Genomic DNA, 23,471 nt, shown 5'->3' with positions numbered 1-23,471 from the left:
GGGCCAGACGGCCATAAGGTCGGACCGTCATCTCAGGTCGTAGGGAGTCATACGTGGCCAAGCTCACGCTCGCCCAGTTGGAGCGGCACCTGTTCGCCGCAGCCGACATCCTCCGGGGGACGATGGACGCCTCCGAGTACAAGGACTACATTTTCGGGCTGCTCTTCCTGAAGCGCGCCAATGACGAGTTCGAGGCGGCCCGGGAGCGGATCAAGGAGCAGGCGAAAAGGGACTGGGGCTTCGACGGCGAAGAACTCGACGCCTTTCTGGAGCAAGAGGCCCCGTACCGCGAACGCGACGTGCTGTTCGTCCCCGAGAAGGCCAGGTGGCACGAGATCTCGGGCGTCACGCGCAACATCAACGAGAGTGTGCTGCGCCCTGCCCTTCAACTTCTCGAAGGGCAGAACGAGAAGCTCACGGGTCTCTTCGACCATCTGGACTTCAACCGCATCGGCGGCTCCGGCGCGGCCGCGGGCACGGCCACGCTGGCCGACAAGCGCCTGGAACTCCTCATCGCGCACTTTGGCCGGGTCCGGCTGCGCACGGACGACTTCGAGTTTCCCGACCTGATCGGCGCAGCCTACGAGTACCTGATCAAGGAGTTCGCTGACTCGGCCGGCCGCAAGGGCGGCGAGTTCTACACCCCGCGCGCGGTGGTGCGCATGATGGTCGAACTTCTCGCCCCCACCCAGGGCATGCGGATCTACGACCCGTGCGTGGGCTCGGGAGGCATGCTCATCCACGCCGCGGAGTACGTGGAGGAGCACGGCGGGGACACCTCCGACATGTTCTTCGCCGGCCAGGACGCCAACAGCGGCTCCTGGATCATGTCCACGATGAACATGGTCCTGCACGGCGTGCGCCGCTTCGACCTGACGACCGGCGACACGCTGGCCAGGCCGACCCACGTCCCGACCTCGGACGCGGACCGCTTCGACGGCGTGCTCAGCAACCCGCCGTTCTCGATGGACTACACGGCCACGGACCTGGCGCACAGGACCGAGCGGACCTACTACGGCCTGACCAGCGAGCGCGGCAAGGCCGACCTGATGTTCCTCCAGCACATGCTCTGGGAGACCAAGAAGGAGGGGCGCGGCGGCATGGTCATCACCGTCATGCCCCACGGGGTGCTGTTCCGGGGCGGCGGCGAGCAGCAGATCCGTACGAAGCTGCTCGACGAGGACGCCGTGGAGGCGGTCATCGGCCTCGCTCCGAACCTCTTCTACGGCACTGGCATCCCGGCCTGCATCCTGGTGCTGCGCCCGCCGGGCTGCAAGGACCGGGACCGGTCGGAGAGGGAGCCGGAGCGCGCGGGGAAGGTCCTGTTCATCAACGCGGACCGCGAGTTCCACGCCGAGCGGGCGCAGAACGTGCTGCTGCCCGAGCACGCCGAGAAGATCACGACCACGTTCCGGACGTTCGCAGAGGTGCCCGGCTTCTCGCGCGTCGTGACCCGCGAGGAGCTCGCGGAGAACGACGACAACCTCAACATCCGCCGCTACGTGGACAACACGCCGCCACCCGAGCCGCAGGACGTCAGGGCGCACCTGGTCGGCGGGGTGCCGCGCGCGGAGATCGAGGCGAAGGGCGAGCTGCTCGGCGCGTACGGGATCGGGGCGGACGACCTGTTCGCAGAGCGGTCGCCCGCCGACACCGACTACCTGGACTTCCGGCCCGCCGACGCCCGCCCTGACCTGGGCGCGCTCGCCCGGCCGCGCGAAGAGGAGCTGCGGGCCGCGTTCGCCGAGTGGTGGGCGGCGGAGGCGAAGCACCTGGAAGCGGTGGCCGCGACACCGGAGCTGCTCGCCGAGTCCACCGCCTCCGAGCGCAAGGCCGCGCTGATGAGGTTGCGCGGCTCGCTGATGGGCTCCTTCGTCGACCGGCTCACCCAGGTCGGTCTCCTCGACCGGTACGCGCTCGCGGGCACGGTCGCCGGGTGGTGGCACGAGGCCAAGTACGACCTGCTCGCCCTGTCGGAGAACGGGTTCGCGGGCGTGATCGACGGCTGGGTGGAGAACGTCGAGACCCTGCTCGCCCCCGAGCAGGACCCGCGCACCCAGAAGTTGCGCAAGCGAACCGCCGCGGAGCGGCGTCAGGCATACGACCACAAGCTTGTCGCCGCGATCGCCCCCGACTTCCTGACGGAGCTGAAGGAAGCGGACGCGCGCAAGGCGGAACTCGACGCGAAGTGGAAGGAACTCAACGGACGGTTGCCGAAGGAGCCGGTGGCAGGGGGTGGCTCGGCGGGTTCGGAGGCCAACGCCGATGCCGACGCTGACGGCGGCGAGGAGTCCGACGTCGACGTCGAGGAAGTCACCCTCTCAGTGGAGGTGTTGGCGGCACTTTTGGCGGAGATCGCCGTCGTGAAGAAGGACCGTGCGAAGGCGGGCGCGGTGGTCAAGCGCCTGGAAACGGACTTCTGGTTCCCCTACCCGAGTGACCCGCCCACCCTGGGCGAGGAGCCGCCCCGGCTGTTCCGCGCCCGCGCGGCGCTGGACCCGGCCGCGGAGCGCCGAGTCGTGCTCGCTCTCCTCCGCGACGACCTCGCATCGAAGCTGAACGACCATGTGGCCCGCTGGCAGCGGGAGTTGGCGACGTCCTACGAGACGTGGGAACACAAGTACGCGGTCTCGCTGGCTGAGATTCGCGCGGATCGCGAGCGGGCGACGGCGAAACTGGACGGGTTCCTGAAGGAGCTGGGATATGAGTGATTCTTCGTTGGGTATCCCCAACCTTCAGAACTGGCCAGAAATGGCCCTTGCCGATATTTGCAAAGTTCTACGACGAGGTACAGCTCCCTCGTATGTGTCAGCAAGCTCAGTGCGGGCAATTGGGCAGCGATGCGTGCAAGATTCGGGGTTTCACGCTGATAAGGCGAGGCCCCATGATTCGAAGCTACTCGAGGGCTCGCTTATTGCGGAAGCGGGTGATGTTCTTGTGAACTCCACCGGCTCGGGAACTATCGGCCGAAGCTGCGTCTTTCGAGCGGACGGGCATTTCATTGTCGACTCGCACATCACGATCGCCAGGCCACGCGAAGGAATTGATCCGGAGTGGATCAATTTGATGATTAGGTCCCCTTGGGGGCAGAGGCGACTGGAATCACATTGCTTCGCGGGTTCGACGAATCAGATCGAGCTATCTCGACACCAGCTAGCACTTACCAAGATCCCAGTCCCATCGTGGGGGGTCCAGCGTAGGATTATTGCTCTTCTTGATTCCTTGTCAGACGCGGAACGCGGCATCGCGGCGTCGATTGCCAAGCTGCGAAGCGTGCGGCAAGGTATTATCTCCGAGCAATTCTCGCGGGCGTACGCGGAAGGTGGGTCGCCGACATCGCGTATGCGTACGCTAGATTCGCTTGCTGACGTTGGTGGTGGCCTCACTCTCGGCGGCGTCTCCTCCGGTGGCACCCTGCTGGAAGTTCCATATCTGCGTGTGGCGAACGTTCAGGACGGTTTTGTCTCGACGCTCGAAATGAAATCGGTGCGCGTTACGCCGGGCGACATGGAGCGTTTTCGGCTAAGGCGCGATGACGTCTTGGTTACGGAAGGGGGGGATTTTGACAAAGTAGGACGGGGTGCTGTTTGGGATGGGCGGATCGACCCTTGCTTGAATCAGAACCACGTCTTCCGTGTCCGCTGTGACAAGAAATTCTTGGACCCCCACTTCCTCAACCTGTATATGTCATCAGCGGCTGGCCGCCGCTACTTTCTAAGAGTTGTCAAGCAGACGACGAATTTGGCCTCGATCAACTCATCTCAGCTCAAGGCCATGCCTATTCCTTGTCCCCCTCTGGAAGGGCAGCGCCGGACGGTCGAACTGGTCGGCTCGTGTGATGAACGGATCGCCCAAGAGGAAGGCGAGCTTGCGAAGTTGCGCGAGCTGAAAGTGGGACTCGTGGACGACTTGCTGTCCGGGCGGGTTGCCGTTGCGGTGGCCGGTGGCTGAGGAGTAGAGGGGCCCCCGCCGGGGGCGGGGGTGGGAAGGGTGGGCGGGGGAGGTGTCGGACTGCAGGACTGACGAAGGCGGACCAGCTTGTCGGGGGATCGTCAGCTCCCGTGTGATGACTTGGCCGCCTGTAACCCCTGGCGAGCCTAGACCGCCCCGTCTCACTCTATGAGTGGATCGCTACACAGGGATGTGCATACATGCGCTCGTCCGGAGGGGCTCCGTCGCATTGAAGCCCCCCCGAGCGTCGCGGAAACGACCCGGGGGCATGGCCATCAACAATGGCCATCAGCACACGGAGTTGGCGACATGTTGCACTTGGCTGCCCTCCCCTATTGCCGCTGCCGCGGTTCCTGTGGCCGCCCGCTGACCACCCCCGTTCCCCGCTCGCGCGGGCCGCGCCTCGTCCAGTCGCTGCCGGGCAGGGGTACGGGATCGTCCGCGAACGCCGAGCGGAGGCCCGACGGCAGCGCGCACGGCGCCGCGCGCTGTGGCTCGCCGTGCACGGCGTCAATGTCGGGCCCCGCTTCATCCGTGGAGGTGGCTGTGTGACCGGCCATGCACGGCAGACCGCCGGACAGATCCCCACGCACGCCGCCCGGTCGGCCGCGGACGCAGAACGGCTCCTGCCCTGGACCACGCCGGAGGGCAAGCCCTGCTAGGTCATGGGCGACGGCACCGGACGCATCTCCCGCGTCGCCGTTACCGTCGAGAACCTCCAACTCGACATGACCGCCGAGCTGCACGCCCACGCCGCCGGCCTGCTGGCCGACAACCGCCTCCGGAGCGGGAAGAGAAGGAGGTCGGGACCCCGCGGAAGCGCCGCCGAGCGCTGGTCGGAGCGTGCCTCCGGGCGGACGTACCATCGCAATCCGGTACGTCTACACCTCTGTTCACCGCTCTCTCTCCCGTGCTCCTGGCGCGCCCCCATGCCGCCGCGCAGAATGGATCTCCAGGGGACGTATGGGGAGAGGCGCGGGTTCGTGGTGATGCAGGTGGAGCGGGACGAGGTAGAGCGGCCGCTGGTCGCGCAGCTCAAGGCGATGGGGTGGACGCACCGGTCGGGCCGCGATATCGGCACCCTCGATGTCGACACGCCCCTGCTCGCCGACCTTCTCGACCCTGCCCTGCGCCGGATCAACACCCGGGCCCTGGACGGCGTGCCCTGGATGGGCGCGAGCGACATCGATCGCGCCATCTCGGCACTCGCCCGTGTTCCGCTGGGCGAGGGGGTCGTTAAGGCCAACCTGGCGGCCACCGGACTGCTGCTTAGCGGACTCGTGCTGAGTAAGCCCTCCGCCGGGCACGGCGGGGCATCGGCCACGGTGCAGTACATCGAGTGGCATCCTGACCGGCTCGGTCTCAACAACTTCACCGTGGTCGACCAGCTCCGGGTCAGGAACCGCGCGGGCAAGGACTCTGTCCTCGACGTCGTCCTCTTCGTGAACGGCATCCCGCTCGTCGCCGTCGAGTGCAAGAGTCCCGACCTCGCCGAGCCCATCCGCGAGGCTGTTCTCGACCTTCGGCACTACGCGGGCAACCCGGTCAAGGAGGAGGGAGCGCGGGCCCGTCCAGGGGAGGGAACCCGGCCCGCCGGCGTACCCGAGCTCTTCCGCACCGTGCAGCTGCTCGTTGCGGCGACCGGTGAGACCGCCCACCTGGGGACGGTTACCTCCGGTCCCGAGCACTTCGACCCCTGGCGCAGCGTCGCGCCCGAGGTCGGCGGCACCCTGCGGCGTGAACTCCTTACGGCGGGGCTCGTGCCGGACGCCGACGGGTCCGCGCCGGCCGCACTCGGCGAGCAGCAGAAGCTGGTGGGCGTGGTACTGCGTCCCGCAGCGCTGCTCAACATCGTGCGGCACTACGTGATCGAGCTGCCCGTCGAGACCGACTCCGGCGCCACGGTGACCGTCAAGGCCGTCGCCCGTCACCAGCAGTACCGGGCCGCAGAGAAGGCCGTACGGCGGCTGCTCGATGGGCGGGCCCGGAGCGGGCCGATGACCGAGGACGAGCGCGGCGGCGTCATCTGGCACACCCAGGGCTCCGGCAAGAGCCTGACCATGACCTTCCTCGTTCGGCGGGTCCACGCGCACCCGAGGCTGAGCGAGTTCACCATCGTGGTCGTCACCGACCGCACCCAGTTGCAGACGCAGCTCACCGAGGCGCTGGACACGAGCGGGTCCGAGGTCGTGACGGCCGACACCCGCACCGAACTGGAGGGCCTGCTGCGGGCGGGCGGCCGGCGGGTCGTCTTCGGGATGATCCAGAAGTACGGGGTCGGGCTCAACTTCTCCGGGGACGCCGAGCAGGACGAGGACGGCCGCGACCTGGCGGAGGAGTACGCGGAGGCCGAGCGGACCCGCGCCGGTACGCGCGCCGAGGTGGCGCCGCCCGTGCCGAACTTCCCGGAGTGCAACACGTCCCCCGCCATGCTCGTTCTGGTCGACGAGGCGCACCGCTCGCACACCAGCGTGCTGCACGCCGCTTTGCGCAAAGCCGTCCCGAACGCGGCGAAGATCGGGTTCACCGGAACGCCCATCACCACTGGGCGGGAGGAGGACACCCGTCGGATCTTCGGGCGCGGTGACTCCCCGCGCGGCTTCCTGGACGAGTACCGGATGGAGGACGCCGAGCATGATGAGGTCGTCGTCCGCATCCGCTACGAGGGGCGCACCGGTGAGGGAGAGGTCAAGGACGGGGCAAGCCTCGACCGCCGGTTCGACGACCTGGTCCGCGACCGCACGCCGGAGGAGAAGGCCGCGCTGCTGAAGCGCTGGCCCACCGGAAGCGACGTCGCCGAGTCCGAGCCGATGATCGCGGCCAAGGCCGAGGACATGCTGAAGCACTGGGTGACCAGCGTGCTGCCTGGAGGCTTCAAGGCGCAGGTCGCGGCCGTCAGCCGGAAGGCCGCCGTGGAGTACCACTACGCGCTGCGGGTGGCCCGCGACCGGCTCCTGGAGGAACTGGACGGTTACGATCCCGAGTCGGTCGCCGGCACTCCGCCGGAGAAGCTGGAGGGCCGGCTGCGCTATCTCCACCAGGCCCACCAGTTCCGGGCCCTGCTGCGCCGTGTCGATTTCGTGCCCGTCATCTCGCCGAGCACCGGCAGCAAGCACGGTCAGTGGGCGGAGTGGACCGACTCCAGGCGGCAAGAGGCGTACATCGCGCGCTTTCAAAAGGCGTTCCCACTGCTGCCCCCCGACTCGGTGTGGGCCCCGACGACTGCTGTGACTCCGCCGGCCCCGACCCTTGAAGCAGAGGCCGCCGAGCGGAACGCGGACCATCCCTGGTCCCACGCCGTCACAGAGCCCCCTGCGTCCCCGCGCGGGGTCGTGCCCGACCCGGTGCACCCCGACAGCCCCATCGCGATGCTGATCGTGAAGTCGATGCTGCTCACCGGCTTCGACGCCCCCCGCGAGCAGGTCCTCTACCTGGACCGCCCGATCCGCGGCGCCGAACTGCTCCAGGCCGTCGCCCGCGTCAACCGGCCGCACCCAGGCAAGGAGATCGGCTACGTCGTCGACTACTACGGCGTCTTCGGCCATCTGAACAAGGCGCTGGCCGGATACCGCAAGGCCGACCAGCACGACACGATGCGCAGCATGTCGGTGGAGATCGAAGGTCTCGAACCCGCTGCCGCTGCCGTGCGCGGCCTCCTTCGGGGCCTCGGCGTCACGGACGCCGACCTGACCGACCCGGTGCGGTTGCGTGCCGCCCTGGACCGGTTCGAGGACGAGGACACCCGGCTCGCGTTCGACACAGCACTGCACGACTTCCTTGACACGATGGAACGCGTACTGCCGCACGAGGCTGCCCTCGACTACGTGAACGACGCCCGTCACTGGGGGCTGCTCCAGAAGCGCGTGCGCCGCCTGTTCCGGGATGCCGAGGGCGGCACGTTCACCCTCCGCAGGTACGGCCGGAAGGTCCGGGCCATGATCGCCGAGCACCTGGAGGGGCCGGAGATCGAGGAAGCGATCCCGCCCGTATGGATCACCGCGGACGGCTTCGACGACGCAGTGCGCGGTCTGCCGCCCCGCGAGGCTGCGGCAGAGATGGGCCACGCGCTGCGGTTCCACCTGGAGGAGCGGGTCCGGCGGGAGGACCCGGAGAAGTACCAGCGCTTGTCGGCACGCCTTGAGGAGATCCTTCGGACGACTCCCGACCGGTTCGAGGAGCAGGCCGAGAAGTTCGCACGCCTGATCGAGGAGGCCAGGCAGGGGCACGAGGAGGACCCGGAGCTCGTCGGCCTCAGTCCGCTAGAGCAGAGGACCTACCGCCTGCTGGTCCAGCTCATGGCGGACAGGAGCGAGGTCAGGAACACTGGGGACGACATCCGCCCGCTCGTCGGTCAGCTGTGCGACGTGGCGGCCGAGACGATGGTGAAGGTGTCCTACCAGGGCCAGAGCCAAGACCTGGCCACCCTGGCCGGGGTCATCCAGGGAAGGCTGCTGGCAGGCGGGCTCCGGCCCGCGGGCAAGGACTGGGCTCCGCTGAAGGCGATGGCTGAGCGACTCGCTTCCTTCGCGAACGACAACCGCCGCCAGTTCCTAGGCAGGGCGAGAGGAGAATAGGCGGGTGACCGCACCCGCCAAGAAGCACGCCGACAGCAGCTGGGACACCCTGGCAGAGGCTTCCCGCCCAGGGGGTGCGTCGATCGACGTCGACGGGTTCTCACTGCGGGTCCGCGCCCACCCCCGGCGCAAGCGGTTCGCGCTGACCGTGGAGCCCGACGCCACCCTGACCCTGCACACTCCGCCGGACCGCACAGTGGAGGAGGCCGAGGACTTCGTCCGGGCTCACCACGGTTGGCTAGCGACGAAGCTCGGCGAGCGGGAGCGGACCAGATCCCTGCACCCGGCCAAGCACCTGGCCGACGGCGAGGTGTTCCGCTACCTGGGCAGGACCTACCGACTGGCGATCTCCGACGGCCCCTCCGAGGACGGCCGGGTGCGGCTGATGGCCGGGCGGCTCGTGATGGCCGAGCACCTCGCCGAGCACCCGCCGGCGGGGCGGGCGGCCCTCGTTGACTGGTACGCCCGGGTTGGCCGCGCCTGGGCCGTCAACCGGTTCCAGCCATGGGCGGCTCGCATGGCGGTGGCCGAACCGGAGCTGGAGGTGCGCGATCTCCAAGACCGCTGGGGGTCGTACCGGCCAGATGCGCGCAGGGGCGGGCCAGGGCTGATGGCCTTGGGCTGGCCGCTCTTCCAGCTACCCATGCACTTGGTCGACTACGTCATCGCGCACGAACTCGCACACGTCCGGGTTCCGGACCACGGGGACGCCTTCTGGCGGCTCCTGGGCCTCGCCTTGCCCGAGTACGCGGCCCGGCGGGCCGAGCTCGACGAGGTGGGGCGGCGAATGTGGATGGGAGACCTGCGCTGAAGGGGGCTCTCTTCATTGACGTCGCAGCTGGTCGGCACGGAAGGTGAAGCCCCTCGAACCGGCGGGGCCGGAGAGGATCCACCAGCGGTCGGACATCCAGGCGGGGCCCCAGCCGAGGACGAGCTGGTCCGGGCCGCCGAAGTCGCCGCCGGCGATGATTCGGGCCGCGCGCTCGCGGGCGGGGACGGGGCTTTCCCGCGTGGCGCGCCGGGCCCAGCGCGTCGACGCGGCGCGGCCGGGTGGCGTCGGGACCCGCCGGCCACGCGTGCAGGATGGCGACGCCTTGTTTGTGCTATATGGCATTTATTTGTCACCGCAAACGACGGGGACGCGTCACGGCTCGAAACCCGTGGCCTCGTTCGTCATCACTCGTCTTCCTCTTCCTCCATGCTGTTGAGAAGCCGCCGGGCGAGGATGGCGAGGGTCTCTCCGTCCTGGGTGGCCCAGCGGGCGGTGCCCTGGTTCGATACGGGGCGCCCTTCCCATTCGGCCAGCTCCCACATCCGTGCGATGAGACCGCTGGGCGAGTAGGCGTTGCCGTCGGCGGCCCAGACGATCGGGCGTGCCCGATTGGTGTTGGTCCATTTCGCAAGTGCCCGCCGCGGGTTGGAGTCGAGCCATGAGGCGAGCGCATCCTTCTCCGGCTGCAGGTACAGGGCCAGATGCAGCGGTGCTCCTTCTTCCAGAGCGCCCTTGTCGACGATGACGTGCACTGCGTTGGGCCTGCGGCGCTTGCGAGCTTTGTTCTGCTCGCGTCGGTACTGCGCGGCGGCGTCCTCGGCTCCGTCGCCTTCGAGAGCTGCCAGGGCCGCGGTCACGAGGTCGGCGGCTTGCCCCGGATCAGCGCACACGCGCTGCAGGCTCGACCGGGTTCCCACTCCGTCCAGAGCCTGTACGAGCGCCGGGACAACATGCTTGACCAGGTCGGGCACCTGTTTCTTGGCTTCGGTGGCCCAGGTGAGTGACTGGTCCGGCTCGCCCATGCCGGCGTCCTGCGCGAGGAGCTGCCGGAACACTAGGTGGGTAATGAGGAACGTGCCGTCGTCGATGACGGCGGCCGCGCGTCCGGCGTACTGTTCGCGTTCCGCACGCAGTGCCGTGCGCACCGCCCGCAGGATGTTCACGGCGTTCCAGGTTTCGTACACGCTGGGCACGGACCGGAAGAGGAGGTCGTAGATGCCGCTGCCGCCTCGTTCCCACAGCACATCGGTGGTGCCGGACGCGACGAGCCGGGCCGCGAACCGGCTGCCGCTGTGGGCACAGGCGAGCGCGCACGTGGCTTCCACGACGGAGCAGCCCTCGTCGTCCTGGGGTTCGAGTTCGCTGCGGCGCACGCTGTACACGAGGCCCAGTTCTGCACGGAACTCCTTGATGAGCACCGCCTGAACGGGCTCGAGCGCGATCCGGTCACGCTCGGTGATGTGGTTCTGCCGGTTGGTGGCCTGGGTTGTGCGGTTGGCGAAATCGGTGTCGCCGCCGGTGACGATGAACCGGACGGTGACCTGAGCGAGCCCCGCTTCATCGGACTGCTCGGCTGCGTCGATGACGGAACGCACCGTCTGGGCGCCGTTCACGACACTTGCGCCCTTGGCGGTGATGCGGACGGGATGGCGCTCGGGGAACTTCTGCGATCCAGGGACTGCTTCGAAGGAATCGCACAGGACGGTGATGCCGTTGTTGAAGTACCAGAAGTGGGACGGCTCGCTGACGAGTGTGTTCAGCAGTTCCTTGTTGATGGGAGTGAGCCCCAGCGGATCGCGGATGTTGCGGGCGAACAGTGCATTGCCGTGCTCGGCCCATGCCGCGACTTCTTCGGCTTGTATGACGCCTTCGTAGGAGAGGTAGGGCGAGGACACGCTGAACCAGGGGTGGAGCGTCGCTGTCAGCGTGACGGGCTCGCTCTGCTGGTCCTTCAAGACCAGGCCGTGGATGCCGGGGGCATGCAGGAAGCGGTGGTCGACGTATTCACCGTGGGAGTTGAACTCGTTCTCGCCATTCTTGATGACCTGCAGCACACCCGGCGAAGGCGGCTTGACGCCCATTAGGGCGATCACCTGGGTGATTCGGGTGCTTTTCTCGCCAATCAGGCCGTGTGCCCGCTTGGCGAGTATCTGTCCGCGGGGGTTGAACTGGGCGGATTCCCCGGAGTCGATGAGGGTAAGCCCCGCGAAGAGCTTGTGCACAGCGGTCTCGTCCGCCTTGGCCGTCCCTTCAGGGCTCCACTTTGCCTGCACGAGGTAGATGTGGGCGTTCGCCTCGTCGATGGCTATGGCGTCGATCCCTTGGTCCTGGCCACCGTCGATGACGCAGTCGGCCGCCTGCTCGGGGCTCCACCCGGTCATGATGCGCACAGCATGCGCTGCCAGAGCGCGGGAGCGGAACGCTGGCTGGATCTTGTCAGGCGGCCGGTTACCGAAGTCACTCATGTCGATGAGGCCGGAGTACGTCATGTCGAAGGCACGCGCGGTCTGGCGGACTGGGGCAGGCACGGCGGGCTGCTGGGGAGTCGCGTTCATGGCTTTCCTGTACGGCTAATGGGGAGCGAGAGCGGCGAAAGAGGGCGGCATGGGAACGAGCGTCAGCTGAGCGAGTTGAGCACGACCTGGAAGCTCCTCTGCGCCTGGCCTCGCGCGTGGTCGAGTTTGAGAAAGAGTAGATATGCGATGTGCTCGGTGAACTCCAGCCGGGTCAAACCTCTTAGGCTCGACCTCTGTTCGAAGAACCGCTGCCAGCACCGGCAGATTCCGTTTGCAGTCCAGTGTCCTTCGGGCCTGCTCGCCCCGATGTGCTCGCGCTCCGTCGCCATGCCCCACCCGCTCTCGAACGTCCTTGTCCGAGTGGATACGCCGACAGGCCGATCCCCTATTCAGGCGTGTCGGATCCGGTGACAAAGCGTTCGGCAATACATCGGAACCGGACGATCGGGCCGCAGGCGATCAACTCGCTTCCAGGGTAGGCGCAACGTCGACTCCTGGAGCCCCGACCAGCAACATTTTCGGCCTGTCAGACCATGTTCTCGTACCGAGGCAAAACCCAGCAGCGAACTTGCGCACCGACCGGCGCTACCCCCGTGACCCGCCACCGTGGTGCGAGCAAGCGACCAACGGCAGCCCGTGCCCCGACTCCACCTCGGGATTGTCGAGCCACTCGTCTCCCCGCCCTGGGAGCACCGGCGGTACGGATCGTGCAGTCTGCCCCGACACCCCGCCTTCGCGGCCTCGCCGCACCACGACGACATGACCCCACTTCAGTGAACAGCAGCCAGGGTTTGTTGGTGAACTACCAGCCTGTCCGCTGGCTCTAGCTCTCGTCGGTCGGTGGCGGCATGTCCTTCTTTGCAAGTCATGTCGGACGGGGTATGGGTCGCTTATGGGATGCGCGGGTCGGGCGTGGCTCGCGGTTTCGGGTTGGCGAGTGCGTGGTCGGCGGTGTCGTCGGCCGAGGTGTTGGCAGCGCGGTTCGCGTGGGGGAGCGGGCGAACGATTGAGCCCTGCCGTGGGAGACGGCGCATAGGGTAGACACCTCTGAGGGGGTAAATCCGGTCGGCGTGGGCGGCGCTTTGCCGGGTCCGTCGGTGAGGGCTTCGCGGGAGGTGGGTCCGTGGATACGTCCTATGACGTCAGGGTGTGGCAGATCGAGAGTCGGCAGGGGCAGCAGCGGGCTTCTTTCGGAGTGCGCTGGTCGGTGGCCGGGCGCAGGCGCGGCAGGACGTTCCAGACGTATGCGCTGGCGGACGGTTTTCGAGCGGAGCTGCTGCATGCGGTGCACCAGGGTGTGCCGTTCGGTGTGGTCACCGGTTTGCCGGTCAGGCGCGGCGTGTCGGCCTCGTCGGTGAACTGGTACGACTTCGCCGTACATTTCGTGGATTCCCGTTGGTCGCAGTCCTCGGGGAACACGCGTCGGAACACCGCTCGAGTATTGATGATCACCACGGAGGCGCTGCTCGGCAGGCTGCCTCGTGGGGTCAGGGGGCAGCAAGTGCGGACAGCGCTGTTCCAGTGGGCCTTCAACACGCGGTGCCGTACTTCCGCGCCGGACGATATTGCTGCCGTGCTGGGCTGGATCAGGCGTCAGTCGCCGGTCATGGAGGTCTGGGAGGACCCGGAGGTGGTGGACGATGTGCTGCGGGCGCTGTACCACCGTCTTGACGACTCCGTCGCGGCGGCCTCGTCGAGGATGCGGCACCGCCGAGTTCTGAATGTGGCGATGGAGTACGCGGTGCGGCGGAGCATCCTGTCGGCCAATCCACTGCCCAAAGGGCTTAACAACCTTCCACGGGTGACCAAGCAGGTGGACCCGCGCCGCTTGCTCAACGGCGTTCAGGCGGCAGTCCTGCTGGAGTGGGTCGGGCGTCGGGTGCGGATGGGCCGCTGTTATCGGGCGTTCTTCGCGACGCTTTATTACGCGGGTCTGCGTCCGGAGGAGGCGCGGGCCTTACGGGTGGGCGAAGTGGTGCTGCCGGAACGGTGCTGGGGTGAGGTGCGGGTGCGTGCCGCGACGCCTGAGGTCGGCTCTCGCTGGTCCGATGACGGTGAGGTGCGCGAGAGCCGGTGTCTCAAGGGGCGGCCTGAGGGTGAGACTCGCGTGGTGCCGCTGCATCCTGAGCTGGTGGAGATCCTTCGTGACCTGATCGAGGTCGACAGCCTGGCTCGTGGGGATTTGCTGTTCGCGGGTGAGCGGGGCGGGCCCCTGGCTGGATCGGTCTACCGCAGGGTGTGGGGCAAAGCGCGTGCAGCGGTGCTGTCCACATCCGAGTACCACTCTTCGGCCGGGCGGCGGGTGGCCGACCTGCGTGATACCTGCTTGACGGTGTGGCTGAACAACGGGGTGCCGCCGGCTCAGGTGGCCGAGTGGGGCGGTACCAGCGTCGCGATGCTGTTCGCGGCGTACACACAGTGCGTCTCCGGGCAGGCCCAAGACGTCCTCCACCGCGTCGAGGCCGCGCAAGCGCTGCCCTGTGTAGAGACGGACGCCCGACAGTCCGGCGTGGCGTGTCCTTAAGAACGGCGACACGGATCCGGCATGTGGCCCGATCTCGGGGAGGACGATTGTGGGCTGGCCGGTCACTGCCATGGGCTTCCATGACGTGGCGGTCTGGGCCGGCTGGTCGTCCGCCAGGTGGAGGTAGCCGGTGCGCATAACCGGGTCGCCTCGGCGATCCGCAGACGTTTGGGAACTCGGGCACTTCGGGAAGCTCACACCATCTAGTCCGCGCAGTACCGAACCGTCCGCCTGCTCCCGAAGTTCCTCGAGCGGCGCGAGGGTGACGGGGGCGATGGCGGGAGTGCGCTCTCGCAGCAGGCTGCCGGCCCTGGCGAAGGTATCGGCCGCGCCGAACACTTCCTCCATCCGCTGCCGCTGGGCGATCTGCGAGAACTGATCCTCGTCGAGACCGCCCCGGCCGTCGCGGACCGAGTGAGGAGACGTCCAGCGCCTCTTCCTCCCGTACGTCGACGCTTTGGGCGGCGGCCGACAGCATGACGAACTTGGCCGTGCCCATGAACCGGGGGTCGAACATGTCCTGGCGCCACCCGGCACGCTCTGCGGCGGCGACCTTGTACGGCGCCTGCGGGCTGTCGGACCTGGGGTCGAGGATCCCGTCCGTTTCCAGGAAGTCGACCAGAGCTGTGACGGCCGCGGGCACGTCCACGCGCTCGTCAGTGAGCGCCGCAGTTTCGCCGCTTGACGAGAGGGAGTTCACACTCGCCGCTCTCGGCCGGGGTGGGGCCGGAGCAACCAGTCGGCCAAGTGGCCCGTCCTGACGCGCTGGTATGGAGCAGGCGTCCGTGCAGCGCCTGCCCTGTCCGTTCAAGGACGCCTTCGAGGGCCTCGGTGACCTGCGCTTTTCTCCGCGTTGAAGGGGGCGTGGCTCCGACAGAGGGGCGTCTGGCGTGGGACGCATGTGGGATGAATACCCGTAGGCGGCCGGTGTCAGTCGGATGCGTCGGCCTCGTAATATCTTGACCACGGGCTTTGACCAGGGAAAACGCGGGAAACGGAGCCCATGCGAACGCTCCGGGCCAGGGGGCCCAGTGAAAGGCACTCGCCCTGCAAACACGGACAAACGCCCTCCCGGGAGACGTGCAGCCACTGCTCGGGTGATCCCATGAAGGGCTCCGCAGGTCGCTGACCTGCGAAATGTTGGCGCCCCCGGCAGGACTCGAACCTGCGGCCAAGCGCTTAGAAGGCGCCTGCTCTATCCACTGAGCTACGGGGGCCGGGAGTCCTGATCGGTGGTTCCGTGGCCGTGCCGGGACAAGGATAGGGCTCCGATCCCCTGGACCCGGTTGCTTCACCTGCGTGGCACGATGTGGAGGTTCAGTGAAGCGAACCGATAATCGCAGGTAGGTGCGATTCCCGCAGCGCTTTTCGCCCGCTGCGCGCCGGGTGTTGTGCACTCGTTATGCCCCTGCCCCACTCGTCCCCTCTGTCCTGACTCTGTCCAGAGGGTGGAACCGCCGCGCAGAGGGGTCTATACGCTTCAAAAAGGCTCCAAAATTGGGCATTCTTCGCATGTGGTGACCATGGACGTACGGCCTCAGCTCATCGACGCACTTTCCGCCCTGCGCGACCGTGTCGCCGCCGTGCGTCTCCCACTGCCCCTGCCGGGGGCCGAACGCGCCCGGCAGACCAGGGCCGAACTCCTCGCCCAGCTCGACGACTACCTCCTGCCGCGCCTCAAGGACCCCGAGGCGCCGCTGCTCGCCGTGATCGGCGGATCCACCGGGGCCGGGAAGTCCACCCTGGTCAACTCCCTGGTGGGGTGCCGGGTCAGCGAGGCCGGAGTGCTGCGGCCCACCACCCGGACCCCGGTGCTGGTCTGCCACCCGGACGACCACCACTGGTTCGCGGACGTACGGGTCCTGCCGCAGCTCACCCGGATCTGGCTGCCGCCGGGCCAGGCCCCCGACCCCGACGGGCTCGACGATCTCGCGGCACGCGGAGAGGACGGCGATGCCGCCCTGCGGGTGGAGACCGCCGTCAGCCTGCCCCGTGGGCTCGCGCTCCTGGACGCCCCCGACATCGACTCGCTCGTCGTCCGCAACCGCGTCCTCGCCGCCGAACTCATCTGCGCCGCCGACGTCTGGGTCATGGTCACCACCGCCTCCCGCTACGCCGACGCCGTCCCCTGGCACCTGCTGCGTACCGCGAAGGAGTACGACGCCGCCCTCGTCACCGTCCTCGACCGGGTGCCCCACCAGGTGATCGCCGAGGTCTCCCGGCAGTACGCCGCCCTGCTGACCCGGGCCGGACTCGGGGACGTACCCCGCTTCACCATCCCCGAACTGCCCGAGTCCACCGGCGGCGGCAGCGGACTGCTCCCCACCAGCGCCGTCGCCCCGCTGCGCGCCTGGCTCGCCCACCGGGCCCAGGACCCCGCCGCCCGGCAGCAGGCGGTGGGACGTACCGCCTCCGGCGTCATCGAGTCGCTCAACGTACGGATGCCCGCCCTGGCCTCCGCCGTCGCCGCCCAGTACGCCGCGTCCGTACGGCTCACCGGGGCGGTCGACGAGGCGTACGGCAAGGAAGCGACCCGGATCCGCCGCCGGCTGAAGAACGGGGCGGTGCTCTCCGGGGACGCGCGGACCCGGTGGCGCGGCCACCCCCTCTACAGCTCGCCCGAGGAACTCCTCGAAGCCCTCGTCGACAGCCTGGTGGCCCTGCTCCAGTGCTCGGTCTCCGCCGCCGACGAACAGATCCGCACCCACTGGCGCCGCGAGCCCGCCGGGGCCCTGTTCCGCTTCGAGGACGCCGGGCGCGAGGCCGGGGGCTGGGGCCCCGCCGAGGACGTCGAAGGACGGATCGCCGTCGCCGTACGCCGGTGGCGCCGGGTCCTGGAGGAGCTGGCCGAGGAAGAGGTGCGCCAGCTCGACCGCAGCGTGGCGCCCGCCCCCGAGAACGTCGCAGCCCTCCTCGCGGCAGCCCTGCTCGGCGGGCGGCGCGCCCGTGCGGCGGGGGAGCAGCTCGCCGAACGCATCGGCGCCCAGGGCGCGCTGCGCCTCCGTGACAAGGGCGGCGAGCTGCTGACGACCACTCTCGACCAGGTCCTCGCCGGCGAACGCGAACGCCGCCTCGCCCCGCTCGACGCGCTCGACGTCGCCCCCGAACCCCAGGCCGAACTGATCGCCGCGCTTTCCGTACTGCAGAAGGAGAGGTGGCAGCGATGACTGCCGTCACGGACGAGGACCACGGCAAGGGCAAGAGCAAGGGCGACAGCGGGGAAAAGCCGGACGGGGCCAAGGACGGGCGCTGGGACGACGGGCTCATCGCCCGGCGCGCGGCGGCGGCAGCGGCCCGCGACGCCGACGAGCCCGTGCCCGTCCTCGCGCCCGCCGACGACGACGCGGAGCCGCAGGTCGAGGCGTACGCCCCCGCCGACGGACCGCTGCCCGCCCGGCTCGACGCCCTGCGCGAACTCGTCGGACTCTCCCGCGCCCGGCTCGACCGCGACACGCTCGCCGAGGCGGGCCGCGTCCTGGACGAGGCGGCGGCCAGGCAGCGCCTCTCCTCCCGGCACACGGTCGTTGCCGTCGCGGGGGCCACCGGCAGCGGGAAGTCGACCCTGTTCAACGCGCTCGCCGGGGCCCCGATCTCCGACACCGGGCTGCGCCGCCCCACCACCTCCCAGCCCATCGCGTGCAGCTGGACCGACGGCGCGGCGGGACTGCTGGACCGCCTCGCCGTCCCCGGGCGGCTGCGGCGCAGGCCCCACCCGGGACCCGCCGCCTTCGACGAGGCGCTCCAGGGCCTCGTCCTGGTCGACCTCCCCGACCACGACTCGGCGGCCACCGAGCACCGCGACCAGGTGGACCGGGTCCTGGCCCTGGTCGACGCGGTCATCTGGGTCGTCGACCCCGAGAAGTACGCCGACGCCGCCCTCCACGAACGCTATCTGCGCCCGCTCGCCGGGCACGCGGAGGTCACCTTCGTCGTCCTCAACCAGACCGACCGGCTGCCCGGCGAGGCCGCCGACCTCGTCCTCGACGACCTCCGCCGCCTCCTCGACGAGGACGGCATCGCGCTCGGCGAGCACGGCGAACCCGGCGCCACCGTCATGTCCCTGTCCGCCCTCACCGGCGACGGGGTCCCCGAACTCCGCGAGATGATCGGCCGGTTCGTCTCGGACCGCACCGCCGCCACCCGCCGCCTCTCCGCCGACGTCGACGCGGCGGCGGCCCGGCTGCGCACGGTGTACGTCGCCCAGGGGCGGCCCGGTCTCGGCGAGCGGGCCCGCGAGGAGTTCGCCGACCGGCTGGCCGAGGCCGTCGGAGCCGCGGCAGCCGGGCAGGCCGCCGAGCGGGAGTGGCGCCGCAACGCGAGCCGGGCCTGCGGGACGCCCTGGCTGCGGCTCTGGCGCTGGTACGAGAACCGGGGCCTGCCCGGCAGCCTCGACCGGCTGGGCCAGGCGCTCACCCCGCCCGAGGAGGAGCTGACGGCCCGGCAGCGGGTCGAGCAGGCGGTGCGGATCGTCGCGGACGACGCCGCCGACGGGCTGCCCGGACCCTGGGCGCAGGCGGTGCGCGAGGCCGCGTTCACCGGGGCGCAGGGGCTGCCCGAGGCGCTGGACGAGCTGGCGGTCAAGGCCGGGGCGCCCGGCGCGGCCAAGCGGGGCGGCGGGACGGAGACGGGGAAGGGGAAGAGCACGGTCGACCGGCTCGGGGGGCGGCCGCCCAAGCCGCCCCGGCCGAAGTGGTGGCCCGCCGCGGTGCTGGCCCAGGCGTCGATGACGCTCCTCCAGATCTTCGGCGGCCTGTGGCTCGTCGGCCAGATCATCGGCGTCCTGGAGCCGGGGCTCGTCACACCCGCGCTCATCATGCTGGGCGGCGTCGTCGGCGGCCCGCTGGTCGAGTGGGCCTGCGCGGCGGCCATCCGGGGACCCGCCAGACGGTACGGGCAGGACGCCGAGCGGCGGCTGCGCGAGGCGGCGGCCGGCTGCGGACGGGCCAGGGTCCTGGACCCGGTCGCGGCCGAGCTGGTGCGCTACCGGGAAGTGCGCGAGCGGTACGTGACGGTGACGGAGTTTTCCACAACCGGCCGGTAGTCCACAGGCCCCGACGCGATTCCTTTCCGGCGCCCACCATGGAGTCCGTACACACCGCCGTACGACGAGGTACGCGCGGTGTGACGCGGCATCACATGGATGACGCGGAAGACGCGGAAGACGCGGAAAGCGGGGGCGGGAAATGAACGAGACGTTGGTGACCCTGGTGGGTAACGCGGCGACGGCGGTGGACTTCCGGGAGACGGCCACCGGAGGAATGGCGCGATTCCGTTTCGCCGTCACTCCACGCCGCTGGGACCGCGAGAAACAGCTCTGGGCCGACGGCCGCACCAGCTTCTACACCGTCTGGTCCTGGCGGACGCTCGCCGCGAATCTCGCCGGTTCCGTTTCGGTCGGGGAACCCCTGGTCGTGCACGGTCGGTTGAAGGTGCGCGAAGAAGAAAAGGCCGGTCAGCGAAGGACGTTCGTCGATGTCGAGGCCGTCGCAGTCGGCCACGACCTGAGCCGGGGAACGGCCGCGTTCCGCCGGCCGCCCAGGATGGAAACTGTTCTGACGGAGCGTCCGGGGCGTGTCACGGACGGCGACGCGGAGGCGCAGTCGAAAGAGCGGGAAGAGGCCGGCGCAATGGCCGCAGTGTCCTGAAAAGGCTGTTCGGCGACGTGCGCGGGGGCCATCCCGCGATAACGATTCCGATTCGGAATGGTTGGCGAAGGGCGGTACGGGGGACTCACCTCCGCCCGTTCTTTAGGATTCCCAGTGCTCACGGGTCACTTGGGTCTGCTGGCGAGGCATTCCCCACACGCGCACCACGCGCGAGGGCCTCGCCCGGAGGGGAATTCTGTGTTTTCTGCGCCTTCAGCGTCCGCTGCGTCGTCCGGCACGACAGGAGCGGATCCCGGCCGCGGGATCCTCCGCCCGGTCGCCGCGCTGCTGGTCTCCGGTCTCGTCGCGGCTGCCGCGCTCGTCGGCGCCGGACCGGCGGCGGCCGCCGACGACACCGGTCGGCACCAGGGCGGCGCGGCCGCCGTGCTCGACGGACTGAAGACCTTCGACAGCGCCGTGCTCCGTATCGCGGGGGAGAACGGCGCACCGGCCCGGACCCAGGAACTGCCCGCCGGACTGTTCGAGATGACCGTGGACGGCGGCGGCAAGCTCAAGACCTACTGCGTCGACCTCCACAACCCCACCCAGGACCAGGCGAAGTACCTGGAGACCCCCTGGGCCGAGACCTCGCTCGGCGCCAATCGGAACGCGGGCAGGATCCGCTGGATCCTCCAGCACTCCTACCCTCAGGTCGACGACCTGGCCGCGCTCGCCGAGGCGGCCGGTACCGGGCCGCTGACGGAGCGGACCGCCGCCGCCGGGACCCAGGTAGCCATCTGGCGCTACTCGGACAACGCCGACGTCACCGCGTCGGACAAGCAGGCGGAGAAGCTCGCCGACTGGCTCCAGCGCAGCGCGCGCCCGGAGAAGGAGCCGCGGGCCTCGCTGACCCTGGAGTCGGCCGCCGTCTCCGGCCGGGCCGGGGAGCCGATCGGTCCCGTGACCGTCCGCACCGCCGCGGGCCAGGTCTCGGTGTCGCCCCCGGTGGACGCGGCGGCCAGCGGCGTCCGGGTCACCGACAAGAAGGGCGCCCTGGTCACCAAGGCGTCCGACGGGGACCGGCTCTACTTCGCCGTGCCGAAGGACACCGCCGACGGCACCGCGTCGCTGACCGTCCAGGCCACCACCTCGGTGCCGGTCGGCCGGGCCTTCGCGGGGACGGGCCGCACGCAGACCCAGATCCTGGCCGGTTCCAGCGAGTCCACCGTCTCCGCCCGGGCCACCGCCACCTGGGCCGAGACCGGCGCCGCCCCGGCGGTGACCGCCCGGAAGAACTGCGCGAAGGGCGGGGTGGACGTCACGGCCGCCAACCGGGGCGACGAGCCGTTCACCTTCGAGCTGGCCGGTGAGGAACACACCGTCGCCGCCGGGGAGACCAGCACGGTCACCGTCCCCGTCGCCGAGGACCAGGCGTACGACTTCACCATCACCGGGCCCGCCGGGTTCAGCCGCACCTTCACCGGGGTGCTGGACTGCGCCACCAGCGGCAGTGTCCTGGAGAGGGAGAGCGAGGAGGCGGGCGGCGCGGGCAACGACGTCGGCACGCGGAGCGCCGAGCGGTCCGTCCCGGCCACGACCGGCTCCGCCTCGTCGGGACTGGAGGGCGACCTCGCGGCCACGGGGGGCTCCAGCGCCACCCCGAAACTCGCCGCCGTCGCCATCGGCCTGCTCGTCGTGGGCGGCGGCGCGGTCTTCGCCCTCCGCCGGAAGAAGCCGCACGCCGACGGTGAGTGAACGCCCGTCCACAAGTGGTGACCGGGGTTCCGGTGCCGGTGGGTGGACGGGTTTCCTTCCGGGGGCGGGTGTCAGGCAAGATGGGTGTATCTGCCCACACCTCTATTGCTGCCGGACGGTTTCTCTTGGCTGAGTTCATCTACACCATGCGCAAGACGCGCAAGGCGCACGGCGACAAGGTGATCCTTGATGACGTCACCTTGAACTTCCTGCCCGGTGCGAAGATCGGTGTCGTGGGCCCCAACGGCGCCGGCAAGTCCACGGTGCTGAAGATCATGGCGGGCCTGGAGCAGCCGTCCAACGGCGACGCGTTCCTGTCGCCCGGCTTCACCGTCGGCATCCTCATGCAGGAGCCCAAGCTCGACGAGTCGAAGACCGTCCTGGAGAACGTCCAGGACGGCGCCGCCGAGATCATGGGCAAGCTCAAGCGCTTCAACGAGGTCGCCGAGCTCATGGCGACCGACTACTCCGACGCGCTGATGGAGGAGATGGGCAAGCTCCAGGAGGACCTGGACCACGCGAACGCGTGGGACCTGGACGCCCAGCTGGAACAGGCCATGGACGCCCTGGGCTGCCCCCCCGGCGACTGGCCGGTCACCAACCTCTCCGGTGGCGAGAAGCGCCGCGTGGCGCTCTGCAAGCTCCTCATCGAGGCCCCGGACCTGCTCCTCCTCGACGAGCCCACCAACCACCTGGACGCCGAGTCGGTGAACTGGCTGGAGCAGCACCTCTCGAAGTACGCGGGTGCCGTCGTCGCCGTCACCCACGACCGGTACTTCCTCAACAACGTCGCCGAGTGGATCCTCGAACTCGACCGCGGCCGTGCGATCCCCTACGAGGGCAACTACTCCACCTACCTCGACAAGAAGGCCGCCCGCCTCAAGGTCGAGGGCCGCAAGGACGAGAAGCGCCAGAAGCGCCTCAAGGAGGAGCTGGAGTGGGTGCGGTCGAACGCCAAGGGGCGCCAGACCAAGTCCAAGGCCCGCCTCGCCCGGTACGAGGAGATGGCGGCCGAGGCCGACAAGATGCGGAAGCTGGACTTCGAGGAGATCCAGATTCCGCCGGGCCCCCGGCTCGGTTCCATCGTCGTCGAGGTCGAGAACCTCTCCAAGGCCTTCGGCGACAAGGTCCTCATCGACGACCTGTCGTTCACGCTGCCCCGTAACGGCATCGTCGGCGTCATCGGTCCGAACGGCGCGGGCAAGACCACGCTGTTCAAGATGATCCAGGGCCTGGAGACCCCCGACAGCGGTTCGGTCAAGATCGGCGACACGGTCAAGATCTCCTACGTCGACCAGTCCCGCGCCAACATCGACCCGAAGAAGACCCTCTGGGCGGTCGTCTCGGACGAGCTGGACTACATCAACGTCGGCCAGGTCGAGATGCCGTCCCGCGCCTACGTCTCCGCGTTCGGCTTCAAGGGCCCGGACCAGCAGAAGCCGGCCGGCGTCCTCTCCGGTGGTGAGCGCAACCGCCTCAACCTGGCGCTGACGCTCAAGGAGGGCGGCAACCTGCTGCTCCTCGACGAGCCCACCAACGACCTCGACGTGGAGACCCTGTCCTCGCTGGAGAACGCGCTGCTGGAGTTCCCCGGTGCCGCCGTGGTCATCTCCCACGACCGCTGGTTCCTGGACCGCGTCGCCACGCACATCCTCGCCTACGAGGGTGACTCCAAGTGGTACTGGTTCGAGGGCAACTTCGAGTCGTACGAGAAGAACAAGATCGACCGCCTCGGCCCGGACGCGGCCCGCCCGCACCGTGCCACGTACAAGAAGCTCACGCGAGGCTGATCGT

Annotated in this window: 12 protein-coding genes and 1 tRNA gene; 10 read left to right on the top strand and 3 right to left on the bottom strand. The window is 69.2% G+C overall.

All coding sequences use genetic code 11. The features are described 5' to 3' along the window. Window positions 1-53 precede the first annotated feature (53 nt). The 4 genes from IE140_RS27240 (at window position 54) to IE140_RS27225 (ending at window position 9,336) form a co-directional block, all read left to right on the top strand. A complete protein-coding gene (locus IE140_RS27240; RefSeq protein ID WP_150197676.1) occupies window positions 54-2,711 on the top strand; it encodes a type I restriction-modification system subunit M in 2,658 nt (885 codons plus the stop codon). A gap of 511 nt (window positions 2,712-3,222) precedes the next feature. After that, the gene (locus IE140_RS36220; RefSeq protein ID WP_229826914.1) at window positions 3,223-3,951 is read left to right on the top strand and encodes a restriction endonuclease subunit S; all 729 of its coding nucleotides are present in this window, start codon (window positions 3,223-3,225) and stop codon (window positions 3,949-3,951) included. A 989-nt stretch (window positions 3,952-4,940) separates the two neighbouring features. Beyond that, window positions 4,941-8,525 (top strand): type I restriction endonuclease subunit R, encoded by a 3,585-nt coding sequence (locus IE140_RS27230; RefSeq protein WP_229826927.1) that lies wholly within the window; start codon window positions 4,941-4,943, stop codon window positions 8,523-8,525. A 4-nt stretch (window positions 8,526-8,529) separates the two neighbouring features. Beyond that, the gene (locus IE140_RS27225) at window positions 8,530-9,336 is read left to right on the top strand and encodes a M48 family metallopeptidase (RefSeq protein ID WP_044374127.1); all 807 of its coding nucleotides are present in this window, start codon (window positions 8,530-8,532) and stop codon (window positions 9,334-9,336) included. Window positions 9,337-9,348: 12 nt separating this feature from the next. Here the strand turns inward: IE140_RS27225 and IE140_RS27220 are convergent, their stop codons facing one another. Continuing rightward, the gene (locus IE140_RS27220) at window positions 9,349-9,639 is read right to left on the bottom strand and encodes a hypothetical protein (protein WP_150193400.1); all 291 of its coding nucleotides are present in this window, start codon (window positions 9,637-9,639) and stop codon (window positions 9,349-9,351) included. A 62-nt stretch (window positions 9,640-9,701) separates the two neighbouring features. Continuing rightward, window positions 9,702-11,852 (bottom strand): AIPR family protein, encoded by a 2,151-nt coding sequence (locus tag IE140_RS27215; RefSeq protein WP_044374129.1) that lies wholly within the window; start codon window positions 11,850-11,852, stop codon window positions 9,702-9,704. 1,084 nt (window positions 11,853-12,936) lie between these two features. Between IE140_RS27215 and IE140_RS27210 the strand changes: the two genes are divergently transcribed. Further along, on the top strand, window positions 12,937-14,337 hold the full coding sequence (locus IE140_RS27210) for a tyrosine-type recombinase/integrase (RefSeq protein WP_150193398.1): 1,401 nt from the start codon (window positions 12,937-12,939) through the stop codon (window positions 14,335-14,337). A gap of 1,141 nt (window positions 14,338-15,478) precedes the next feature. On the opposite strand, the gene IE140_RS27205 is transcribed toward IE140_RS27210, so the two are convergent. Next, window positions 15,479-15,554: transfer RNA gene (locus IE140_RS27205), tRNA-Arg, on the bottom strand. A gap of 306 nt (window positions 15,555-15,860) precedes the next feature. Between IE140_RS27205 and IE140_RS27200 the strand changes: the two genes are divergently transcribed. The 5 genes from IE140_RS27200 (at window position 15,861) to ettA (ending at window position 23,467) form a co-directional block, all read left to right on the top strand. Continuing rightward, window positions 15,861-17,504 (top strand): dynamin family protein, encoded by a 1,644-nt coding sequence (locus IE140_RS27200; RefSeq protein ID WP_100564078.1) that lies wholly within the window; start codon window positions 15,861-15,863, stop codon window positions 17,502-17,504. Continuing rightward, the gene (locus IE140_RS27195; protein WP_150193397.1) at window positions 17,501-19,378 is read left to right on the top strand and encodes a GTPase; all 1,878 of its coding nucleotides are present in this window, start codon (window positions 17,501-17,503) and stop codon (window positions 19,376-19,378) included. The genes IE140_RS27200 and IE140_RS27195 overlap by 4 nt, the downstream gene beginning before the upstream one ends. Before the next feature lie 142 nt (window positions 19,379-19,520). Next, the gene (locus IE140_RS27190; RefSeq protein ID WP_150193396.1) at window positions 19,521-19,982 is read left to right on the top strand and encodes a single-stranded DNA-binding protein; all 462 of its coding nucleotides are present in this window, start codon (window positions 19,521-19,523) and stop codon (window positions 19,980-19,982) included. A 198-nt stretch (window positions 19,983-20,180) separates the two neighbouring features. Further along, window positions 20,181-21,677, top strand: coding sequence for a Cys-Gln thioester bond-forming surface protein (locus IE140_RS27185; RefSeq protein ID WP_150193395.1), 1,497 nt, complete (start codon window positions 20,181-20,183; stop codon window positions 21,675-21,677). Window positions 21,678-21,802: 125 nt separating this feature from the next. Continuing rightward, window positions 21,803-23,467, top strand: coding sequence for an energy-dependent translational throttle protein EttA (gene ettA / locus IE140_RS27180; RefSeq protein ID WP_079134174.1), 1,665 nt, complete (start codon window positions 21,803-21,805; stop codon window positions 23,465-23,467). Window positions 23,468-23,471 lie beyond the last annotated feature (4 nt).

The organism is Streptomyces parvus (genome assembly GCF_014648875.1).
In the GTDB taxonomy this organism is placed as follows: domain Bacteria; phylum Actinomycetota; class Actinomycetes; order Streptomycetales; family Streptomycetaceae; genus Streptomyces; species Streptomyces parvus.
The sequence above is the reverse complement of the archived record's forward strand: the minus strand, read 5'-3'. Positions and strand labels throughout refer to the sequence as shown.

Bases quoted from the DNA above. Each gene is read 5' to 3' on its own strand.
- IE140_RS27220 (WP_150193400.1), bottom strand. From the start codon at position 9,639: ATGCCATATAGCACAAACAAGGCGTCGCCATCCTGCACGCGTGGCCGG.
- IE140_RS27200 (WP_100564078.1), top strand. From the start codon at position 15,861: ATGGACGTACGGCCTCAGCTCATCGACGCACTTTCCGCCCTGCGCGAC.
- IE140_RS27215 (WP_044374129.1), bottom strand. From the start codon at position 11,852: ATGAACGCGACTCCCCAGCAGCCCGCCGTGCCTGCCCCAGTCCGCCAG.
- IE140_RS27230 (WP_229826927.1), top strand. From the start codon at position 4,941: ATGCAGGTGGAGCGGGACGAGGTAGAGCGGCCGCTGGTCGCGCAGCTC.
- IE140_RS27190 (WP_150193396.1), top strand. From the start codon at position 19,521: ATGAACGAGACGTTGGTGACCCTGGTGGGTAACGCGGCGACGGCGGTG.
- IE140_RS27195 (WP_150193397.1), top strand. From the start codon at position 17,501: ATGACTGCCGTCACGGACGAGGACCACGGCAAGGGCAAGAGCAAGGGC.